Source organism: Variovorax nivicola, assembly GCF_051216475.1.
GTDB lineage: Bacteria > Pseudomonadota > Gammaproteobacteria > Burkholderiales > Burkholderiaceae_C > Variovorax.
Map to the genome: position 1 here is coordinate 554,977 of NZ_JBPJZK010000004.1, position 19,045 is coordinate 574,021.

Annotated in this window: 17 protein-coding genes; 5 read left to right on the forward strand and 12 right to left on the reverse strand. The window is 65.8% G+C overall.

Annotated features, from left to right (window positions below; all coding sequences use genetic code 11):
- Nucleotides 1-63: 63 nt before the first annotated feature.
- From ACSFBF_RS19360 to ACSFBF_RS19395, 8 genes are all read right to left on the reverse strand, one after another.
- Nucleotides 64-630: a Spy/CpxP family protein refolding chaperone gene (locus ACSFBF_RS19360; protein ID WP_435469723.1), complete on the reverse strand. Its 567-nt coding sequence runs from the start codon at nt 628-630 to the stop codon at nt 64-66.
- 170 nt (nt 631-800) lie between these two features.
- Nucleotides 801-1,874, reverse strand: a complete 1,074-nt coding sequence (locus tag ACSFBF_RS19365) for a flavodoxin family protein (RefSeq protein WP_435469725.1) — start codon at nt 1,872-1,874, stop codon at nt 801-803.
- 82 nt (nt 1,875-1,956) lie between these two features.
- Nucleotides 1,957-2,853 carry a pirin family protein gene (locus ACSFBF_RS19370; RefSeq protein WP_435469727.1) on the reverse strand — a complete coding sequence of 299 codons (897 nt, stop codon included), beginning with the start codon at nt 2,851-2,853 and terminating at the stop codon, nt 1,957-1,959.
- 43 nt (nt 2,854-2,896) lie between these two features.
- The gene (locus ACSFBF_RS19375) at nt 2,897-3,667 is read right to left on the reverse strand and encodes a GNAT family N-acetyltransferase (RefSeq protein WP_435469729.1); all 771 of its coding nucleotides are present in this window, start codon (nt 3,665-3,667) and stop codon (nt 2,897-2,899) included.
- Complete coding sequence (locus ACSFBF_RS19380; RefSeq protein WP_435469731.1) at nt 3,664-4,929, reverse strand: biosynthetic peptidoglycan transglycosylase; 1,266 nt, start codon at nt 4,927-4,929, stop codon at nt 3,664-3,666. Before ACSFBF_RS19380 ends, ACSFBF_RS19375 begins: the two co-directional genes overlap by 4 nt.
- A gap of 17 nt (nt 4,930-4,946) precedes the next feature.
- Nucleotides 4,947-5,516: a hypothetical protein gene (locus tag ACSFBF_RS19385; RefSeq protein ID WP_093057134.1), complete on the reverse strand. Its 570-nt coding sequence runs from the start codon at nt 5,514-5,516 to the stop codon at nt 4,947-4,949.
- Nucleotides 5,497-6,426, reverse strand: coding sequence for an exosortase Q (gene xrtQ / locus ACSFBF_RS19390; protein WP_435469733.1), 930 nt, complete (start codon nt 6,424-6,426; stop codon nt 5,497-5,499). Before xrtQ ends, ACSFBF_RS19385 begins: the two co-directional genes overlap by 20 nt.
- Nucleotides 6,427-6,450: 24 nt before the next feature.
- Entirely contained in the window at nt 6,451-8,526 is a 2,076-nt protein-coding gene (locus ACSFBF_RS19395) for a VIT and vWA domain-containing protein (protein WP_435469735.1), read from the reverse strand.
- A 203-nt stretch (nt 8,527-8,729) separates the two neighbouring features.
- Here ACSFBF_RS19395 and creD point away from each other — a divergent pair, with 203 nt between their 5' ends.
- From creD to ACSFBF_RS19415, 4 genes are all read left to right on the forward strand, one after another.
- Nucleotides 8,730-10,172 carry a cell envelope integrity protein CreD gene (creD, locus tag ACSFBF_RS19400; protein ID WP_435469737.1) on the forward strand — a complete coding sequence of 481 codons (1,443 nt, stop codon included), beginning with the start codon at nt 8,730-8,732 and terminating at the stop codon, nt 10,170-10,172.
- A complete protein-coding gene (locus ACSFBF_RS19405; RefSeq protein ID WP_435469739.1) occupies nt 10,169-11,461 on the forward strand; it encodes a glycoside hydrolase family 3 N-terminal domain-containing protein in 1,293 nt (430 codons plus the stop codon). Before creD ends, ACSFBF_RS19405 begins: the two co-directional genes overlap by 4 nt.
- A gap of 20 nt (nt 11,462-11,481) precedes the next feature.
- The gene (locus tag ACSFBF_RS19410; protein WP_435469741.1) at nt 11,482-13,884 is read left to right on the forward strand and encodes a penicillin-binding protein 1A; all 2,403 of its coding nucleotides are present in this window, start codon (nt 11,482-11,484) and stop codon (nt 13,882-13,884) included.
- An 87-nt stretch (nt 13,885-13,971) separates the two neighbouring features.
- Nucleotides 13,972-14,583 (forward strand): hypothetical protein, encoded by a 612-nt coding sequence (locus ACSFBF_RS19415; RefSeq protein WP_093057128.1) that lies wholly within the window; start codon nt 13,972-13,974, stop codon nt 14,581-14,583.
- Here the strand turns inward: ACSFBF_RS19415 and creC are convergent.
- Both creC and creB read right to left on the reverse strand, forming a co-directional pair.
- Nucleotides 14,577-16,016, reverse strand: coding sequence for a two-component system sensor histidine kinase CreC (gene creC, locus ACSFBF_RS19420; RefSeq protein ID WP_435469743.1), 1,440 nt, complete (start codon nt 16,014-16,016; stop codon nt 14,577-14,579). The genes ACSFBF_RS19415 and creC overlap by 7 nt on opposite strands.
- On the reverse strand, nt 16,013-16,807 hold the full coding sequence (gene creB, locus ACSFBF_RS19425; RefSeq protein WP_435469745.1) for a two-component system response regulator CreB: 795 nt from the start codon (nt 16,805-16,807) through the stop codon (nt 16,013-16,015). Before creB ends, creC begins: the two co-directional genes overlap by 4 nt.
- Before the next feature lie 563 nt (nt 16,808-17,370).
- Between creB and ACSFBF_RS19430 the strand changes: the two genes are divergently transcribed.
- Nucleotides 17,371-18,315, forward strand: a complete 945-nt coding sequence (locus tag ACSFBF_RS19430) for a YcjF family protein (RefSeq protein WP_435469747.1) — start codon at nt 17,371-17,373, stop codon at nt 18,313-18,315.
- A 4-nt stretch (nt 18,316-18,319) separates the two neighbouring features.
- On the opposite strand, the gene cueR is transcribed toward ACSFBF_RS19430, so the two are convergent.
- Nucleotides 18,320-18,724, reverse strand: coding sequence for a Cu(I)-responsive transcriptional regulator (cueR, locus tag ACSFBF_RS19435; protein WP_435469749.1), 405 nt, complete (start codon nt 18,722-18,724; stop codon nt 18,320-18,322).
- Complete coding sequence (locus ACSFBF_RS19440; RefSeq protein WP_007833622.1) at nt 18,721-18,915, reverse strand: heavy-metal-associated domain-containing protein; 195 nt, start codon at nt 18,913-18,915, stop codon at nt 18,721-18,723. Before ACSFBF_RS19440 ends, cueR begins: the two co-directional genes overlap by 4 nt.
- Nucleotides 18,916-19,045 lie beyond the last annotated feature (130 nt).

Here is a 19,045-nt window from a genome sequence, read left to right on the forward strand (position 1 = left end):
AGCGCGGAAGCGTTGCGGGCTTTTTCTTCGACGGCGCCGTCACCGGCGCGTCGGGGGCGGGGGTCAGCCCTTGGCGGGTGCCGGTGCACCGCGGTGGCCGTCATGACCGCGATGGCCATCGTGGCCACGGGGGCCGCCGAAGTGCGCGGTCTCAGCGTCGAAGGTCTTCTGCTGCTCGGGCGTCAGCGCGGCATAGAAGGTCTTCGTGGCGTCGGCACGCTTGGCGAACATCGCGCTGCGTTCGGCCTGGCGGGTCTGCATGCGTTCCAGGCGCTCCGGCGTGGTCAGCTTGGCGAACTCGGCGCGGTCCATGTGCGGGCGCGGACCGGCGGGCGGCTGCGTCGCGGTGGTGAAGGAGCTCCATGCGCCTTCCTGTGCCGAAGTGAGCTTGAGCTTTTCCTTCAGGGCGGCAAGACGCTTGGCGCGGTGCTCCTGCATGCGCTCCATGCGCTTGGCGGGGTCCATGCGCTTGTGCTGCGCCTTGGGCGCGGCAGCGTTGTCGGCCTGGGCCACCGCGGCGGCGGGTGCGGCTGGAGCGGCGGCCGGCGCTTGAGCGAAGGCGCCCGAAGAGGCGAGGGCGGCCGAACCCAGCAGGCTGGCCCAGACGATGCGTTGGCGAAGAGAAATCATGAGAGTTGCTTCCTTTCGAAGAAGCCCGCCACCGATGGGCAGCAGGTGAGACGAAGTGTGAAAGAGCTCTGTGTCGCGCCAGTTAGCCCTGCGTGAGCTTGCGTAAAGAATGGTGAACCGCGACCGCCAGAGCAGCCGCTCGGCGTGACTTTTTTCCTGGATCACTCGTCCTACTTGGGCCGCGGCCGCTTCAGCCCGCGATCGGGCACCTGCAGCCTGCCGGCGCGCAGGTCATCGACCGCCCGGGCAACGGCGCGCGCCACGTTGCGCACTTCTTCCTGCACGTCGGCGTCGGCATCGAGCGCGTCGTGGCTGGTGGCATAGGGCTCGTAGTAGCCGATGTAGCGATCGAGCCGCGCCTGCGTGCCGGCATCGACCAGCCCCATCCAGTCGAGCCAGTCGCAGAGGTTGCGCCGCAGGCTCTCGATGCCGGCCACATCGCCGTGCACCACCACGCCATAAACACGGCCGTCCAGGTGCTTGGGATAGCCCCAGCCTTCCAGCTCAAGCGCCTTGGCTTCGTCTGGTTTCTTGCCGTGCGTGCTGGTGGGGTCGGGGTTGCCGCCGTCGGCACAGACTAGGCGGTCGATCATGAGCTTCAGCGGGCTCGTGGCCTGGTACCAGTGCGTGGGCGTGAGCAGGATCACGCCGTGCGCGGACACCCAGCGTTCGTAGATCTCGTTCATCCAGTCGCCGGTCTGGCGCAACGAATGGTTCGGGTAGCAGCTGCAGGGCCAGTGACACAGCGGCATGGCGGTGGAGGCGCAGCCCTTGCAGGGGTGGATCTGCAGGCCGTATTCGGAGGTGATCAGGCTCAGGTCGAGCAGGTCGGTTTCGATGCCATGGCCATCCAGCACCTCGCGCGCGAGCTCGGCCAGGCGCCAGGTCTTGGAGATTTCGCCGGGGCAGGTGCCGTCGTTGCGCGGCGAGCCGTTGACCAGCAGCACGCGCGAAGGCGTCTGCGGCTGGCTCCACGCGGCCTGTGCCGCGTCGATACGCGCCTTCGCTTCGAGCCAGTCGACGGAAAGTTCGTATTCGGGGTCCGCGTAGCCGGGCCCGGCCTTGCGAGTGACAGGCGCCTTGCGACCTTGCTGGTAGGCCTCCCATGCGATCAGCTCGATGCGCCGCAGCGAATCTGTCTCGGCCTGGAAAGCCGGGTCCTGGAAGGGCTGCATGAAGCGTTCGTGGAACTGGGCGCGTTGCAGCGTGTCGGGCGCCTGTCCTTTCCGGATCGTGGGGGGCATGTCCGCAATCTAGGCGGCTCCTGCTGCGGCCGGGACCCGTGCCCGATGCCGACTTTCGGTAGGTGGGCGACTACAGGCCCGATCAGCCCAGCTTGCCGTTCTGGAAGTCGTGCACCGCCTGCTTGACCTGCTCTTGCGTGTTCATCACGAAGGGACCGTATTGCACGATGGGCTCGTGCAGCGGCCTGCCGGCGATGAGCAGCGCGCGCGCCGGGCTGTGGTTGGTTGCACCGGCGCGCAGCACCACGCCGTCGCTGCCCGCGTCGTTGGCCAGGATCGCCATGCGCCGCGTCGGGATTTCGCTGCCCGCGATCCACAGCGATTCGCGGAACACATAGACCAGCGCGTTGTGATCGTCCGGCAGCGGCTGCGCGAACTCGGCACCCGGCGGCAGCGTGATGTCGAGGTACAGCGGCTCGGTGTGCTCGCGCCGCACCGCGCCCTCGATGCCGTGGCTCGCACCCGCGATCACGCGCACGTGGGCGCCGCCGGTGGTGGTGAACTCGGGAATCTCTTCGCTCTGGACGTCGCGATACCAGGGCTCGCGCATCTTGTCTTTGGCAGGCAGGTTGAGCCACAGCTGAAAGCCTTCCATCAGGCCTTCTTCCTGCTCGGGCAGCTCGCTGTGCACGAGGCCGCGGCCGGCGGTCATCCACTGCACGCCGCCGTTCTCGAGCAGCCCTTCGTGGCCCGCGCTGTCGCGGTGGCGCATGCGGCCCGCGATCATGTACGTGACGGTCTCGAAGCCGCGGTGCGGATGGTTGGGGAAGCCGCCGATGTAGTCGCCCGGGTTGTCGCTGCCGAAGGCGTCGAGCATCAGGTAGGGGTCAAGCCGCTTCTGCAGGGGCTGCTGCAGCACGCGGGTGAGTTTCACGCCGTCGCCATCGCTGGTGGAAACACCGGCCACGATGTGGTCGATGCCACGCGGCGTGGCGACGGGATCGGTGGGGTGGTTGGCGTGGTGGTTGGCATTCGTCATGCGTCCATGGTGGCACTAACGCGCCTGCCGCGCCACCCGCCCGTCAAGGCCACTGCTGGCGCTGCCAGTAGCTGTACTTCCACTGCGTTTCGAAGCCGGCCCGGCGGTAGAGCGACAGCGCCGGGTGGTTGTGTGCGTCGACCTGCAGGAACACCCGCTCGAAGCCGCGCGCCGATGCGGCCTGCGCCAGCCCGGCGAGCACGCGCCCCGCAAGGCCGCGCCCGCGTTGCGCCTGGTCGGTCCGCATGCCGTGCACGCTGGCCCAGCCGTGGCCGAACGCCATTGCGCCGGCCGCCAGCGTGCGGCCGCCTTCGCGCACGCTGGCATAGAGCGTGCCCTTGGCCCGCGACAGCATCCGCACGCGATGGGCGCCGTCCACCGGATCGAAGCCCTCGCCGAGGAACAGCGCCGACCAGGCGTCGTCGGGCGCGCGGTCGACATCGGCCAATGCACCGCCCGGCGCGACCACCTGCCGCATGCGCTGCATCGACCCGATCTGCACGCAGGTGGGGCTGTCGCCGATGTAGTGCCGCCGCTCCAGCTCGGTGCGCAGCCCGTCGAAGCAGGGCGCGTCGGCCAGCCGCAGCGCGGGCACGACCTGACGGCTGTCGTAGCGGTCTTCGATGCGGTCCAGCGTTGCGTGATCGACCGCGCTGCGATGCAGCGGCACGGCCGATCTGGCACGCTTCACGGTGCCGCCGGCAAAGGGCAGCAGCCAGCCGTCGAGCTCCTCGGTCAGGTCGGGCGAGACCGCCGCGATGGTGGCGCGCTCGATGGCTTCGATGTCGGTGACGTTCAGTGTCGTGGTGTTCATGGCGTGGCCTCCGGCGCCGTGAACTTCGCCGCGGCCACGCCCTTGAGCAGCGCTTCGCGCTGGTTCCGGCTGATACCGCGGATGCCCTCGGCAACCCACTTGATGCGGTCGGCGTCGATGTGGCCATCGCGCCGCCATTGCTCGAGCACGGCCTGCGGCTTGTGCAGCATGGCGGCAAGCCACACGGCCTGCGCCGGTTCGAGCGTGCGTGCGCTGCGCTTGAAGTAGCGGCGCGCCGCGGCCTCGGCGCCGCAGATGTTGCCGCCCCAGGGCGCGTTGTCCAGGTACAGCTGCAGGATGCGGGCCTTGCCCAGCGTCTGCTCCATCTCTACCGCGTAGAGCAGCTCACGCAGCTTGCGCTCGGCCGTGCGGTCGCTGCCCGTCACCAGCAGCTTGGCCAGCTGCTGCGTGAGCGTGCTGCCGCCGCGCCGGATCTGGCCGGGCTTCTGGTTGTTGTCGATCGACGCGAGGATCTCGGTCAGGTCGTAGCCGCTGTGGGTGAAGAAGCGCTGGTCTTCGGCGGCGATGACGGCGCGCGCCAGCCAGCTGTCGTTGGCGAGCTTGGCCGAAGGGCCGCAGCTGGTGCGCGCGTTGAGCATGGCCTCGGTGCCCAAGCCCTCGACCGTGAATTGGCTGATAACGGGCTGCACGGCGAAGGTGGCCTCGGGCAGCACGAACTGGCCGCGCAGCGCCAGCGTGCCGCCGATGCGCGCGCGCTGCAGCTCGGGCAGGGTGGGCACCAGCACCGCGTACCAGCGCGCGATGGGCGCGTCCTGCACGCTGGCGTTCAGATGGATGTTCTTCGGCGCGAGCCTGCCGTCCCAGTTGCCTTGCAGCCGGGTGGTGTCGGTGCCCTGGGGCGTGGCTTCGAAGGTGCCGTTGAGCGTGTTGCCGTCGCGCTTCACGGTGGCAATCAGGCGTTCGACCCGGATCGGTTGGGTGCCGAGCGCCGGCACCTCCGCGCTGCAGGGCGCGCACTGCATCTCCAGCAACTCGCCGGCCGGCTTCCAGGCGAAGCGCACGGTGCCGAAGCTGGTGTCGAGCGAGCGCCCGTCGAGATAAGGCGCGAACCACGACGAGGTGGCCACGCGCACTGCGGTCGGAATGCCGATCTCGAAATTCAATGGCCCCGCCTTCACCGTGGTGCTCCACTCACCCGCAGCCGGCGCGAGCGCCAGCTTGACTATCAAAAAGATAGCTACACACGCTGTAATGACCAAGGCCAGCAGGCCATAGAGCACGAATCGCAGGATCTTCTTCAAGGCACGTTCTCGGATCGTCAGATCGGTTTTGCCACCGTGACAGCTTGCCACGGCCCATGGGATTGGCCGCTGGCCGCTGCCCAGTACCAGCTTGAAGTGTCTGTGAAAGCAGTGCCCCGGGCATCGACGATGCGCTCGCAAACACGGATTTTTTGCGCGCCGTGCCGTTGCGCAACAAAACAGCGCCACATGCGCTCCTGCGCATCGCGTTCCAGGCGCGCCTGTTCGATGCGGTAGCCCAGCGCGCGGTAGCAGTCGGTGGCCGGGTGCAGCATGCGCGTGGGCTGCGCCACCTCGCGCATCACCAGGGTCTGCGTGCCGTCGGTCATGCGACCGATGGCGCCGGGGAAGCGGTCGGCAAAGCGCTGTTCCACGTCGCTCAGGGCCAGCGGGCGCAACGGAACGCCATCCCACTCGCTAGGCCATTCGTGCGACATCACTGCAGCAACCGGTTCCGCCGGTGCCCGCATGGCCGCGGTTGCCGACCACAGCACGCACAGCACCATCGCCAGCGCAAAGGCGGTCTTGTGGCCGATGCGATTGATGAAATGGTTTGCAAACCAGCGTTCAAAGAACGGTGTCGACATGGCGGCTTCCTTGGGTGGTGATGAGGCCTGGAATGGGATGTTCGGCAGCTTGGGGTTCGGACTGCGCCGGCACCATGAGGCGGGCGATGGCGCCGCACGCTACGGCCAGCACCAGCAGGCCCAGCGCGTTGTGCGCCCATGGCGCAAGCGGATGGCCGGCACCTTCGAAGGCGATCAGCACGCTGTTGCGAACGATGTTCCCGGCCAGCACGAAGAGGCCGACCATCGGCAGGCGGCGCATGAAGGCGCGGTCGCTGCGGCGCGCCCACAGCGCGACGGCGCAGGCCGTGAAGTAGCCGAGCCACACCATCTGCACGCCCGAGCAGGGCGCATCGACGATCACCAGGCGGCCATCGACCATCAGGCTCGTGCCTTCGCGCGCCACGTCGAAACCCGGCGCCAGCAGCCAGCGGCTGACTTCGGCCGTCAGCACGCGCAGCGGATAGCCGGCGTAGAACTGCAGCGACGACAGCAGCGGCAACGCAAGCACCGCAAGCCCGGCCACCGGAAACGCCGCCACGCGGCGCGGCAGGAAAGCCAGCAGCCCACAGGCCAACGCCAGCACGGCCACCAGCCCGGCCGCAAGCGGCGGCAGCGCGGGCACAAAGCCGAGCCCTGTGCGCAGCAGCGTCGCGAGCACAGTGCCCGCGCCCGCCAGCGCGAGCCATCCCAGGCGCGGTGAGGCGCGCAGTTCATGCCGGCGGCTCCAGGTCAGCGCCGCGAGGGCAACCAGCGCCAGCAGGCCCATCGGATCGTCGGAGCCGTCGCGCATGCGCTGCACCATCCAGACCCAGGTCGGCATCAGCGCAAGAAACTGCAACCCGAGCCAGCCGGCAGCCGGCGTGCGATCGATGTGGATGCCCCAATCCACGATGCGCGGGTGGCGGTGGGCGAGCGTTGCCAAAGACATTTTTGTTCTCTCTTTTTGTTTTGTTCAGGCAGTAAAACGACGCGCATCGCTGCGGCGCGCACGGCGGCGCAGCATCGCGAGCATCGACAGCACCACGGCGATGGCGCCTAGCGATTCGGGTTCGGGCGTGCTCGGCACTTCGGCGCCCAGCGCCAGATTGCTCACGCCCTGCGGCATCGGCAGCGGCTGGTTCACGCCCACGCTGTCTTGCGGCGCCACGTTGCGCACCACCTTGTCGACGGCAATGAAGCTCGTGTACTGCGTGAGCAGGCTGTACTTCAGGCCAAGCTCGGTGATGCGTTCCTTGAAGGCCGTGCCGCCTTCCAGCGTTTCCTGGTCGCTCAGGCTCTGGATGCGGTGGCGGGCCCACAGCGTGCGCAGCGCGGCCGTGTCCTGGCGGGTGCGGTCGTCGATGCGCACTTCCTGGCGGTAGGGGTCGCTGGCGCTCTGGCCTTCGATGATCACGCGGCCTTTTGCTTGTCCATTCGAATCCGGGCGCCATTTGCCGAACACGATCACCGGGCGTTCGCCGAGCACGTCGGGCAGGGCCTGTGGTTCCACGTCGTACACATCGAGCCCGCCGAAGGTGGCCTTCACACTGGTGAGCACCGGCGACTCGACCATGCGGCGAAAGCGCGCGGCCTGCTCAGGCGCCTGCACCGGGTCTGTGATGATGAAGGGCTCGCCCATGCCAGCGCGCGCAATGCCTTCCATCAGGCTGCGGTTGACCGACGAGCCGATGCCGAAGGCGAACACGTTGGCCTTCGAGAGGTTGTTGCGCACCAGCTCGAAGGCTTCGCGCTCGACCGTCACGTAGCCGTCGGTCACCACCACGATGCTGCGCGATACGTTCTCTTCCTTGGGCTCGGCATACGCACGCTTCAGCGCGGGAATGAGTTCGGTGCTGCCGCTGCCGCTGTAGTTCTGAATGGTGGCAAGCGCCTGCTCGATGTTGGCGCGCGTGGCCGGCACCGACTTGGGCGAAAGCATCTTGTTGCTGCCCGAGAACAGCAGCACGTTGAAGGTGTCGCTCGGGCGCAGGCCGCCGATCAGGCGTTCGAGCACCGTCTTCGCGGTGTCGAGCGGAAAGCCGTGCATCGAGCCCGAGATGTCTACCACGAAGATGTAGTCGCGCGGCGAGATGGCGCTGGCGACCACGGCCTTCGGCGGCTCGACCATCGCGAGGAAGAAGTTCTCCGCGTTCTCGCCTTGGCCCTTGTAGAGCATCAGGCCCGATTCGATTTTTTCGCCCGCCAGGCGGTAGTCGAGCACGAAGTCGCGGTTGTCGGCGGGGCGGCCGTCGGCCTTGAGCGCGATGTCGGCGTGCTGGTCTTCGTCGCTCTTCTTCACGTCGATGGTGTGCGTGACTGAGCGGATTTCCTTGATGCCCATCGGCGTGTCGATGCTGGCCTTGAGCCTGAAGCTGGTGCTCGGCGCCACGCCCGCGGGCAGCGTCGGCTGCGCGACCCACTTGGCCTGAGCGTTCTCCGATTGCGGCGAGTTGTAGCGCGGCCCGACCACGGTCGGGAACACGAACTGGTAGTTGCCCGACTGCGGCACCAGCAGCTCGGTGTAGCGCAGCTCCACCTTCACGTCGTCGCCGGGCAGGATGTTGGCGACGTTCATCTGGAACACGTTGGGCAGGTGCTGCTCGAGCAGCGCGGCGGTCTTGCCTTCCTTCTTGGCGGTGTCGTATTCGATCTGCGCCTGCTGCTTCTCGCGGATCTGCGCGGTGATGAGCCGGTCGGCCAGGCGCACGTTGAGGCCGCTCACGGCGGCCTTGGTCGAGCCTGGGAAGACGTACTTCGCTTCGATGGCGCGCTGGCCTTCGTTGCGGTAGGTCTGCGTGACCGTCACGTCGGCGATCACGCCCGAGATCTTCACCGAGACCTCGGTGCCCTTCAGGGGCAGGCGGTCGACCGAGGGGTCGTCGCTCTTCACGAAGAAATACGGGCTCTCGGTCTTCAAGCGCGGGCCGGCGGGCGCTTCCTGCGCATGCGCCGGGCGCACGCCCATGGCGATGAAGCCCGCGGTCGCCAGGCTCACGGTGGCGAGCCAGAGCCAGCGGCCGGGACGTGGGGTGGTGATGTGGGCATCCATGGCGGGGGTCCTTGTCCGTGCGAACTTGCACAGCCGCAACTGTCGGCACCACACGAGAAGGCAGTTGGAAGGCTTCTTGAAGTCGAAAACACCCGTGCCTGGCTCTGTGAAGTCTGTGTGAAGCGAAGCGGCACGCACGCTTCACACGGCCTTCGGATCGCGCGGCGAGCATCGCGGCTTCGCTACAGACGAGGAGAGAAAACATGCTTCAGTTGTTGAAGGCCCTTCAGAGCTCTGTGCTGGCCAAGGTCGCCGGCCTGTTCTTCCTGCTGTTGCTCCTGTGCATTCCGCTGGGCGAGATCGACTCGATCAACCGCGCCCGCGGCGAGAGCCAACGCGAAGCGGCCGACGAGCTCGCCGCCACCTACGCGGGCCGCCAGATGATGGTCGGCCCGCTGCTGCTGGTGCCGTATGTGGAGCGCTGGATGGAGCCGCTGCGCGACGCGCAGGGCAAGGTGATCGGCCAGGAGCCGCGCAGCAAGGAAATGGCCCACGTGGTGTTCCCCGACAAGCTGCACATCGAAGGCACGATGGCGCCGCAGGAGCGCTACCGCGGCATCTTCAAGATTCCGTTCTACACGCTCAACGCCACGCTCACTGGCGGCTTCACGGCCTTCGACCCGAAGGCCGTGCCGCACAGCGAGTCCGACTCGAACATCGAATTCAAGGCGCCCTTCATCGCCTTCAACGTGAGCGACCTTCGCGGCCTCGACGGCTCGCCCGCGATGACGATGGGCGGCGAGGCACTGCGCTTCAAGCAGCGCGTGCCGGGCCTGGCCGACAGTGCATGGTTTGCAGACGGCATCCATGCGCCAGTCACCGGTGCGGCGCTCAATGCATGGCAGGCCAACACGCCGATCACGTTCGAAATGAAGCTCGGCCTGGTCGGGCAGGACACGCTTTCCATCGCGCCCATCGCCGAAGAAACGACCGCGCACCTGACCTCGCCTTGGGCACACCCCAGCTTCGGCGGTCGCTTTCTCGCGGCCGAGCGCAGCGTGACGCCGCAGGGCTTCGACGCGCACTGGCGCGTGTCGTCGCTCGTGACTTCGGCTCGAGAGCAGGTTCGTGCGGGTCTCTCGGGTCGCGGCAACGCCGCTGAAGCCGCCACCACCCAGGCGCGCCAGAACATCGGTCCGCCGCAGACCTTCGACGTGTCGCTCGCACAGCCCATCAACGTGTATTCGATGAGCACGCGTGCCGGCAAGTACGGCGCACTGTTCATCGGCCTCGTGCTGATGGTGGCCTTCATGTTCGAGCTGTTCCGCAAGCTGCGCCTGCATCCGATTCAGTACGGCCTGGTCGGCCTGTCGATCGCGCTGTTCTTCCTGCTGTTGCTTGCACTGTCGGAGAAGTTCGCGTTCTGGATGGCATATGCGGGTGCCGCCACGGCGAGCGTTGCGCTGATGGCCGTTTACTTCAGCGCGGTGCTGGGAGGCTGGCAGCGCGGCCTGTCCTTCGGCGCCTTCGTGGCGCTGCTCTATGGCGCGCTCTACGGCCTGCTGGCTTCCGAAAGCAACGCGCTGCTGCTCGGCGCACTGCTGATCTTCGGCATGCTGGCCACGCTGATGCTCGTCACGCGCAAGGTCGACTGGTATGCGCTCTCGCGCCGCGTGGAACCGGCACCGGAAGCGCAGGCGGCATGAGGCTGCTGCGGGTCATCGCGAGTGCATCGGGCTGGCTGGCCCTGGCCACGCTGTGGTTCTGGGCCTGGCATCTGAAGGACCCGCACCTCCGCTTCATGCGCGCGTGGGAACTGCCTTTGCTGCTGGCCGTGCTGGTGACCAGCATCGCAATCGCCTGGAGGTTTGCACGGGGCAACTTGCGTCCAGTAGCGCTGGGCCTGGCATTCGCTGCCATGCTGACTGCTCTGTGCAACGAAGCCGCCTCGCGCCAGCACCGTGCCGAAGTGAATGCGTCGGAGGGCCCGCTCGCGCAGGCGTTGGGCACGCATTTCATCGTCGGGTACGACGATGCGAAAAACCTGCGCGAGCTAACCAGGAAGGGCCTGATCGGCGGAATCTTCGTAACCGGCCGCAATGTAAAGGGCCGAACGGCCGCTGAACTGCGCAATGAAATCGAAGGCCTGCAGGCATTGCGCCGCGAAGCCGGCCTGCCACCGCTGATCGTCGCGACCGACCAGGAAGGCGGCGCTGTCTCGCGCCTGTCTCCGCTGGTCGAGCGCCAGCCCGCGCTCGCTTCGCTACTCGATGCTGACGTGCCCGACGACGAACTCACGCAACGCGCCCGTGCCTACGGCGCGCAGCAGGGCAAGGCGCTCGCGGCTCTTGGCATCACACTCAATTTCAGCCCGGTGGTCGACCTGCGCCCCGGCCGCGTGCCGGGCCACTGGGACTTTCACACCCGCATCGACGAACGCGCGATCTCGGCCGACCCCGCTGTCACTGCGCAGGTGGCGCTCGCTTACGAGCTGGGCCTTGAATCTGCGGGCGTTCGCGGCACGCTGAAGCACTTTCCCGGACTGGGCGGCGTGGTCGAGGACACCCATCATTTCGCCGCCGAACTGCGCACGCCGGTCGCCCAACTTGCGGCGCACGACTGGAAGCCGTTTCAAGACGTGTCGAAACATTCGGATGCCGCAATCATGCTGGGCCATGTCATCCTTGTAGAGTTCGACGCCGAATATCCGGTCTCTTTCTCGCGCAAAATCGTGCAGCGGGTGATTCGAGGCGAATGGGGCTACCAGGGCCTGCTCGTCACCGACGATCTCACGATGGGCGCAGCCTACAACCGCGGTCTTTGCGATGCCACCGTTCGCGCCCTCGGCGCCGGCGTGGACCTGCTGCTGATCGCCTTCGACCACGACAAGTATTTCGATGCCATGCATTGCGCGCAGCAGGCTGCGCGAAACGGCACGCTTGACCTCCCGATGCTGGAACGCAGCAGCGCGCGGCGGCTCCAATCCTTTCGCTAGCCAGTAAGCAGCCAACTCTTATGTTCAAACGCTCAAGCTCCAAACCTTCCGACGACGGCAACGCGGCGTCCAACGAACCCCGCGCGCCGTGGAAGCGCGTCGCCGGCTGGGGTGCCATCGCGGTCGGCTCCGGCGCGCTCGTGGTGCTGGTCGCGGCCATCGTCGCGGTGGTCGCCATCTATCCGAAGCTGCCCGATGTGTCTGAGCTTTCCGACTACCGCCCCAAGCTGCCGCTGCGCGTGTACTCGACCGAAGGCCAGCTGATCGGCGAGTTCGGTGAGGAGCGCCGCAACCTCACGCCCTTCGCCAACATTCCGAAGGTCATGAAAGACGCCGTACTGGCCGTTGAAGACGCGCGCTTCTACGACCACGGCGGTGTGGACTACAAAGGCTTCCTGCGCGCCGCGGTCGCCAGCCTGAAGGGCGGCCGCAAGCAAGGCGCGTCGACCATCACGATGCAGGTGGCGCGCAACGTGTATCTGAGCTCGGAGCGGACGATGAGTCGCAAGACTTACGAAATCCTGCTGGCGCTGCGGCTCGAACGACAGCTCACCAAGGACCAGATCCTCGAGATCTACCTGAACCAGATCTACCTCGGCAACCGCGCCTACGGCTTTGCTGCTGCTTCCGAAACGTATTTCGGCAAGCCGCTGCAGAACGTCACCATCGCTGAAGCCGCGATGCTGGCCGGCCTGCCGAAGGCGCCCGGTGCCAACAACCCCGTGGCCAATCCGCGCCGCGCGCGGGCACGCCAGCTCTACGTGATCGATCGCATGCAGGAAACCGGCTTCATCACCGCCGACCAGGCTGCAGAAGCCAAGAAGGAAGAACTGCACCTGCGCGACGCTGCCGACCCGAACCGCCTGCATGCCGAGTACGTGGCCGAGACGGTGCGCCAGATGATGTACGCGCAGTACGGCGACAGCATCTACACCAGCGGCATGAAGGTCTACACCTCGCTCGTTGCGGCCGACCAGGCCGCGGCCTACAGGTCGCTGCGCAAGGGCATCATGGACTACGAACGGCGCCAACCTTACCGCGGCCCCGAAAGGTTCGTCGACCTGCCCACAGAGCAGAAGGAAATCGACGAGGCCGTGGACGATGCATTGGCCGAACACCCGGACAACGGCGACGTGGTCGCGGCCGTGGTGCTCGACGCCAACGCAAAAGAAATCAGCGCCGTGCGCGCGAACGGCGAAACCATCCAGATCACGGGCGATGGCCTGAAGCCCGCGCAGTCGGGCCTCGCAGCAAAGGCGCCGCCGAATATCAAGATCCGTCGCGGCGCGGTGATCCGCGTGGCGAAGACGCCGAAGAACACCTGGGAGATCACCCAGCTGCCCGAGGTCGAAGGCGCCTTCATCGGCATGGACCCGCGCAGCGGCGCCATCAAGGCGCTGGTGGGCGGTTTCGATTTCGGCAAGAACAAGTTCAACCACGTGACACAGGCCTGGCGCCAGCCGGGCTCGAGCTTCAAGCCCTTCATCTACTCGGCCGCGCTCGAAAAGGGCTTCACGCCCGCAACCGTGGTGAACGACGCGCCGCTGTACTTCGATGCCAGTGCCAACGGCGGCCAGCCGTGGGAGCCGAAGAACTTCGAAGGCACCTACGAAGGTCCGATGCCGCTGCGCACCGCGCTGATGAAATCGAAGAACCTCGTCACGCTGCGCGTGCTGCAGTCGATCGGCACGCCGTATGCGCAAGACTGGATCACCAAGTTCGGCTTCGACAAGGACAAGCATCCCGCCAACCTGCCGATGGGCCTGGGCGCGGGCTCGGTCACGCCGATGCAGATGGCGGTGGGCTACTCGGTGTTCGCCAATGGCGGCTATCGCGTCAATCCGTACCTGGTCACGCGCGTCACCGACATGAAGGACAAGGTCATCATGGAGACCGAGCCACCGGTGCTCGACGAAGCGCGTCGCGCCATTCCGCAGCGCAACGCCTTCATCATGGATTCGCTGCTGCAGAGCGTGGTGAAGAACGGCACCGGCTTCAAGGCGCACCAGGCCCTGAAGCGCGACGACCTCTACGGCAAGACCGGCACCACCAACGATTCCTTCGACACCTGGTTCGCTGGCTTCCAGCCGACCATGGTCGGCATCGCGTGGATCGGCTACGACACGCCGCGCCAGCTCGGCGTGCGCGGTGAAACCGGCGGCAGCCTGAGCCTGCCGATCTGGATCGGCTACATGCAGACCGCGCTGCAGGGCGTGCCCGTGACGCAGCCCGCAGAACCGCCTGGCGTGGTGAACGTCGACGGCGAGTGGTACTTCGACGACTTCACGCCGGGCCACAACGTGGCGAGTCTGGGTCTGGAAAGCGAAGCGCCGCCACCGCCGGCTGAAGAACTTACGGGTGCGCCCATCGGAGCGCCGCCGGTGCCGGAAGAACGCAACAAGATCCTCGATTTCTTCCGGTAAGTGTCTCGAAGCTGAAAAGAGAAGGCGGGTCGCGGTGCCTACACTCGGTGCTGCTTCCCGCCTTCTTTTTTTCTTCTCCACGCATCCATGGAAATTCTTACTCTGGTGGCTCTCTTTGCCGCCGGCTTCTACATCCTCAAGTCCAGAGAACAGCGCATGCGCATCGCGCTGCTGGCCAGCCACCTCGGCCGCTACCAGATCGAGAGGCTGATGGAGAGCCTCACCTCCGGCTACATGCGCTGCCTCGGCGAAGACGACGCCGAGCGCCGCCAGCAGATATGGCACCTGCTCGACGCCACCGAGGAAAAGCTGTCTGCCCAGTTCGACAGCTTCGCCGCCGAGTTCTCTCGCATGCCCGAACCCGCCACGCGCGTAAGCAAGCTGCCGGTGGCCATTCCGCTGTTCACACAGTTCTTTCCGGGCTCGACCTTCGACGTGCGCCAGGCTTTGCTCATCCATGCACGCGGCGTTGCCGGCGTGATGCGCAACGAAGCCGGACGCACGCCCAAATCGAAAGCTTTCACCATGTCGGCCGAGCTGTTCCTGATGCAGCACACCTGCCACTGGTACTGCCGGTCGAAGACGGTGGCATCGGCTCGCATGATCGGGCAGCACCAGACGCAGTATCTGCAGGCACTCGGGGCCGTGAGTCCGGAGACGCGCAGCGCCTATTGCGCGCTGATCGGGCGCCCTCAATGATGTGACAGCAATGGCAACGTGAGCGTCGCCACGGCACCGCCGCGCGACGCGTTGCCCAGATCGATCCGGCCGCGGTGCAATGCCGCGATCTCCTTCACGAAGGCCAGCCCCAGCCCCGTGCTTTTCTTCTGGCTGTGCGGCCTGGCTAGCGAATAGAACTTCTCGAAGACTTTTTCCTGCGCGTACTCCGGAATGCCCGGGCCGTGGTCGCGCACGCTCACGCGGGCGAGCTTCGAGGTCGTTTCCAGCGTGAGCAGCACTTCGCTGTCACGCGGTGAGAAATCGATGGCGTTGTCGAGCAGGTTGCTGATCGCTCGGCGCAGCAGGAAGGGGTCGCCTTCGGTGCGGGCATCGTCGCGGATGTTCACGAGCAGCTTGATGTTGCGCTTGGCCGCCGCGGGCTGTGCGCTGATGGCGATGTCTTCGATCAGCGAAGCCAACGCCACCGGCTCGGTGCGGTCCAGCGTGCGCCGCGTTTCGAGCGCGGTGAGCTCCATCATGCGGTCGACGATTTCCTGGATGCGTTGTGTCTCGCGTTCGATGTTCTTCAGAAAACGCTCACGCTCGGCGTGCGGCATCGACGGCTCCTGCAGCAGCTCCGCCGCGCCGCGAATGGCCGAGAGCGGGCTCTTCACTTCGTGCGTGAAAGTCTGCACGTAGTCGGCCACGTAGTTGCGGCCGGTGAGCGCGTCGCGCATTTCGCTGAAGCCGGTGCGCACGCCGTCGACCGCGCGCCGCGCCATGCGCGCCAGGCTCAGGCTGCGCTGCGCGCGCACCCAGGCCCAATAGTCGCGAATCAGGCCGAAGGGCCGCACCAGCCAGATCGAGACGATGAGCGTGAGCAGCAGCAGCGCGAGCGCCGAGCCGACGCCCACCCAGATGGTGCGCACGCGTGCGTCTTCCACGAACTGGCCGAAGCTCTGCACAGGCTTGCCAACGCTGACCATGCCGACGATTTCGTTGTTCCAGCGGATCGGCGCGCCAACGTACATGACCGAGGTGCGCGGGTCGCCGTCGACATCGCGCGAGGTGCGCGCGCCGTACAGGCCGGCGAGCGTGCGGCTCACGTCGGCCCACTGCGAATAGTCGGAGCCGAGATGCCTGCCGAGCGAATCGAACATCACGCGGCCATTGCGGTCGGTGACGTACACGCGCAGTTCGACGCGGCTCTTGTGCAGGTTGTAGATCTGGGCAGAGAACTCGCGCGCGTAGACCGTGCGGAACAGCGGCTCGAGCCGCGCCGTGTTGATGGCACCGGCGATCACGTCCTGCTCGACCAGGCTGGCCACGAGCTGCGAAGTTTCGACCAGCGATTCCTCGGCCGATTCGCGGTAGCGCGGATCGATGTCGGAAACAACGCGGTACAGCAGGAAGGCGATGCCCGCCGTGTAGATCAGCAGGATGCCGATGAAGATCCGCGTGCGTCGGGTCACGACGCCTTGGCGGGCAGTTCTTCGTTCAGTGCGTAGCCGGTGCCGCGGAGCGTGCGGATCGGCTCCACGTCTGGCGCTATCGCCTTGAGCTTGGCGCGCAGGGTCTTGATGTGCGCGTCCACCGTCCGGTCGAAGCTGTCGCTGGAATCGTCCCAGACCAGTTCGAGCAATTCGTCGCGTGTGAAGACGCGGCCGGGCCGTTGCACCAGCAGTCTCAGCAGGCCGTATTCGTAGCGGGAGAGTTCCAGCAGACGTCCGTAATAACGAATCTGCATGCGCTCGTTGTCGAGCGAGAAGGGCATTGCGGGTGCCTGAGAGCTCGCTGGAGGCGTCTGGACCGGGATTTGATGGGGTATCCCATGGTTTGGAGCCGCACCCACTGTGGGAGCTCCTGCGCCGTTTCTGGCGCTGCGCCGCAGGATGGTCCGCACGCGTGCGACGAGTTCACGCGGTGAGAACGGCTTGGCGATGTAGTCGTCAGCGCCCAGTTCGAGGCCCACCACGCGGTCTATTTCGTCGCTGCGGGCCGTCAGGAACACCATGGGCACCTCCGGGCCGCCCATGGACTGGTTCAGCGCCTGGAGGCGCTTGAAGAGCTCGAAGCCGTTGAGATCGGGCAATCCGATGTCCAGGATGGCCAGCGCCGGCGGTTCCTGCGCGAATTGGGCGATGGCTTCTTCGGCCGTGGCGCACCAGACCGGGATGAATCCGTCGCTCTTCAGGACGTACTGCAGCGTGTCGGCGATGCCCGATTCGTCTTCGGCGATCAGGATCCGGGGTTTGAAGCTCATCCACGAATGTTACCGAGGGGAGCGGGCCGGGAGGACCGGTTTTGTTCAAAGGCGCCGTCGACCGGCGCGGCCGTTCGCGGCTTTTTTTCGCGCGCAGCTTTCCCTTTCCCTGTCTTCTTATTCTTCTTATTCAAATTAGTAGTAGTAGATAAGGGTTGCCCTCTTCTGTGGACATGCCGCTTTTTTCGTTATGTGACAAGCACTTGTCATGGCTCTGTCACTGTGCGCAGCTGCGCTTCCGGTTTGTACCCGCCACATGAACAACATTGGGTAACCGATCCGGCCTGTGGATAAGCCATGGCTTGTTCAAAAACTGTCCCCAGAGTTGTGCTTTGACTCCTTCCGGAAAATCTGCGAAAGGCGGTTTTTCCTCGGAGAAATTCATTGCTGAAAATTTGGGCGATCTGTAGATTTCCCTTTTAAATCAATGACTTGCAACGCCGCTACACAGAAGTACCAACGTTATCCACAGAGTTACTCAAGGTTTGTGGGGAGAAGCTCGCCGGAACCTTCCGGCCCCTTCGGCGACCGAACGAGATCATTCATATTGCGAAATGTTGAACATGACACCTTCAGAAACAAAGTCGATCGTGACCCTGAGCTTGCTGGCTGCCTTTGTCGATGGCGAAAAGCATGAGCGCGAACGCGCCGAGATCAAGCGGATTGCGGAGGGCCTGTCGCAGGCCGACGGCCTGAACCTGCCGACGCTCTACCAGGACGTGCTGATGAAGCGCGTGTCGCTGGCCTCAGTGGCCGGGGAGCTGAAAAGCCCCGAGTCGAGGCAGTTGGCTTACGAAATGGCGGTGTGCGTGTGCGATGCGGACGGCACGCAGTCGGAGGCGGAGCGCATGTTCCTGGCGGATGTGCGCACGTCGCTGGGGCTGGATGCTTCGGCGGCTGCGTTTTCGCAGCAGGCCGAAGAGATTGCGGCGGTGCCTGTTGCTGCCGCTGCCGGCACCGCGGTCGCGGCTCCCTCAGCACCGAACACGCCGGACACGGCTGAGCTCGACAAGTCGATCCTCAACGCCGCCATCCTCAACGGCGCGCTGGAGCTGCTGCCCGAGACGCTCTCGACCATGGCAATCATTCCGCTGCAGATGAAGCTGGTCTACCGCATCGGCCAGTCGTACGGCTACCAGCTCGACAGCGGCCATATCAAGGATTTCCTGGCCACGGTCGGCGTGGGCCTGACCTCGCAGTACCTGGAGCAGGCCGGGCGCAAGCTGCTCGGCGGCCTGCTCGGCAAGGTCGGCGGTGGCCTGCTGCGCGGGCTGGGCAACCAGGCCGTGAGTTCGGGGATGAGCTTTGCCTCGACCTATGCGCTGGGCCATGTGGCCAAGCGCTACTACGCTGGCGGCCGCACGCTCTCGACGCAGATGCTGAAGGACGCGTTCTCGGGCGTGGTGAAGGAAGGGCAGAGCCTGCAGACGCAGTACCTGCCGGCCATCCAGGAAAAGGCCCGCACGCTGGATGCGGGCAAGGTGCTGTCGCTGGTGCGGGGCGCTTGAGCGCCTAGACCTTGCTCAGGTCGTCGAGGATCGGGCAGTCCGGCCTCGAATCGCCGTGGCAGCAATGAACCAGGTGGGCCAGCGTGTTGCGCATGGATTGCATGTCGGCAATGCGCTGCTCCAGTTCACCGAGGTGTTTCTCGGCGATGCGCTTCACGCTCGAGCTTGCGCGCCGACGGTTGTTCCACAGCCCGACCAGTTCCGCGATTTCTTCCATAGAGAAGCCCAGGTCGCGTGAGCGCTTGATGAAGCGCAGCGTGTGGATGTCGGCTTCTCCATATTGGCGGTAGCCGCTTTCGGTGCGCGCCACTGCCGGCAGCAGGCCCAGCCCTTCGTAGTGGCGGACCATGCGGGCCGACACGCCGGAGCGCTGCGCCGCCTCGCCGATGGCGACGTGGCCCGTCGTCATTGAACCGCGTAGCCCGCGTTCTCGATCGCGGCCACGATGTCCTTGCGTGGCTGTTCGCTCAACACGTCGACATGGCCCGTTTCCAGATCGACCGTGACCTGCGCTTCGGGGTCCACCGTTTGCACCGCGTTCTGTACTGCGCTCACGCAGTGGCCGCAACTCATGCCCGTGACCTGGAATTTCTGGCTCATCGTGGTAGCTCCTTGAAAGTGATTGAAGTAACTGAACAGAGGGCGCAAGTTTGAACCCTCTCACGATGTCAATGTCCAGCGCAGGGGCACTGAATTTCTCCGCTTGACCTTGCCACGGTGTGAGGCTTTA

Excerpts from the sequence above, each read along its gene's own strand:
- creB (WP_435469745.1), bottom strand. The coding sequence starts at position 16,807 with ATGAGCTTCAAACCCCGGATCCTGATCGCCGAAGACGAATCGGGCATC.
- creD (WP_435469737.1), top strand. The coding sequence starts at position 8,730 with ATGCTTCAGTTGTTGAAGGCCCTTCAGAGCTCTGTGCTGGCCAAGGTC.
- ACSFBF_RS19375 (WP_435469729.1), bottom strand. The coding sequence starts at position 3,667 with ATGAACACCACGACACTGAACGTCACCGACATCGAAGCCATCGAGCGC.
- ACSFBF_RS19395 (WP_435469735.1), bottom strand. The coding sequence starts at position 8,526 with ATGGATGCCCACATCACCACCCCACGTCCCGGCCGCTGGCTCTGGCTC.
- ACSFBF_RS19370 (WP_435469727.1), bottom strand. The coding sequence starts at position 2,853 with ATGACGAATGCCAACCACCACGCCAACCACCCCACCGATCCCGTCGCC.
- ACSFBF_RS19415 (WP_093057128.1), top strand. The coding sequence starts at position 13,972 with ATGGAAATTCTTACTCTGGTGGCTCTCTTTGCCGCCGGCTTCTACATC.
- ACSFBF_RS19430 (WP_435469747.1), top strand. The coding sequence starts at position 17,371 with ATGACACCTTCAGAAACAAAGTCGATCGTGACCCTGAGCTTGCTGGCT.
- cueR (WP_435469749.1), bottom strand. The coding sequence starts at position 18,724 with ATGACGACGGGCCACGTCGCCATCGGCGAGGCGGCGCAGCGCTCCGGC.
- ACSFBF_RS19385 (WP_093057134.1), bottom strand. The coding sequence starts at position 5,516 with ATGTCGACACCGTTCTTTGAACGCTGGTTTGCAAACCATTTCATCAAT.
- ACSFBF_RS19440 (WP_007833622.1), bottom strand. The coding sequence starts at position 18,915 with ATGAGCCAGAAATTCCAGGTCACGGGCATGAGTTGCGGCCACTGCGTG.
- ACSFBF_RS19410 (WP_435469741.1), top strand. The coding sequence starts at position 11,482 with ATGTTCAAACGCTCAAGCTCCAAACCTTCCGACGACGGCAACGCGGCG.
- ACSFBF_RS19405 (WP_435469739.1), top strand. The coding sequence starts at position 10,169 with ATGAGGCTGCTGCGGGTCATCGCGAGTGCATCGGGCTGGCTGGCCCTG.
- ACSFBF_RS19365 (WP_435469725.1), bottom strand. The coding sequence starts at position 1,874 with ATGCCCCCCACGATCCGGAAAGGACAGGCGCCCGACACGCTGCAACGC.
- ACSFBF_RS19360 (WP_435469723.1), bottom strand. The coding sequence starts at position 630 with ATGATTTCTCTTCGCCAACGCATCGTCTGGGCCAGCCTGCTGGGTTCG.
- xrtQ (WP_435469733.1), bottom strand. The coding sequence starts at position 6,426 with ATGTCTTTGGCAACGCTCGCCCACCGCCACCCGCGCATCGTGGATTGG.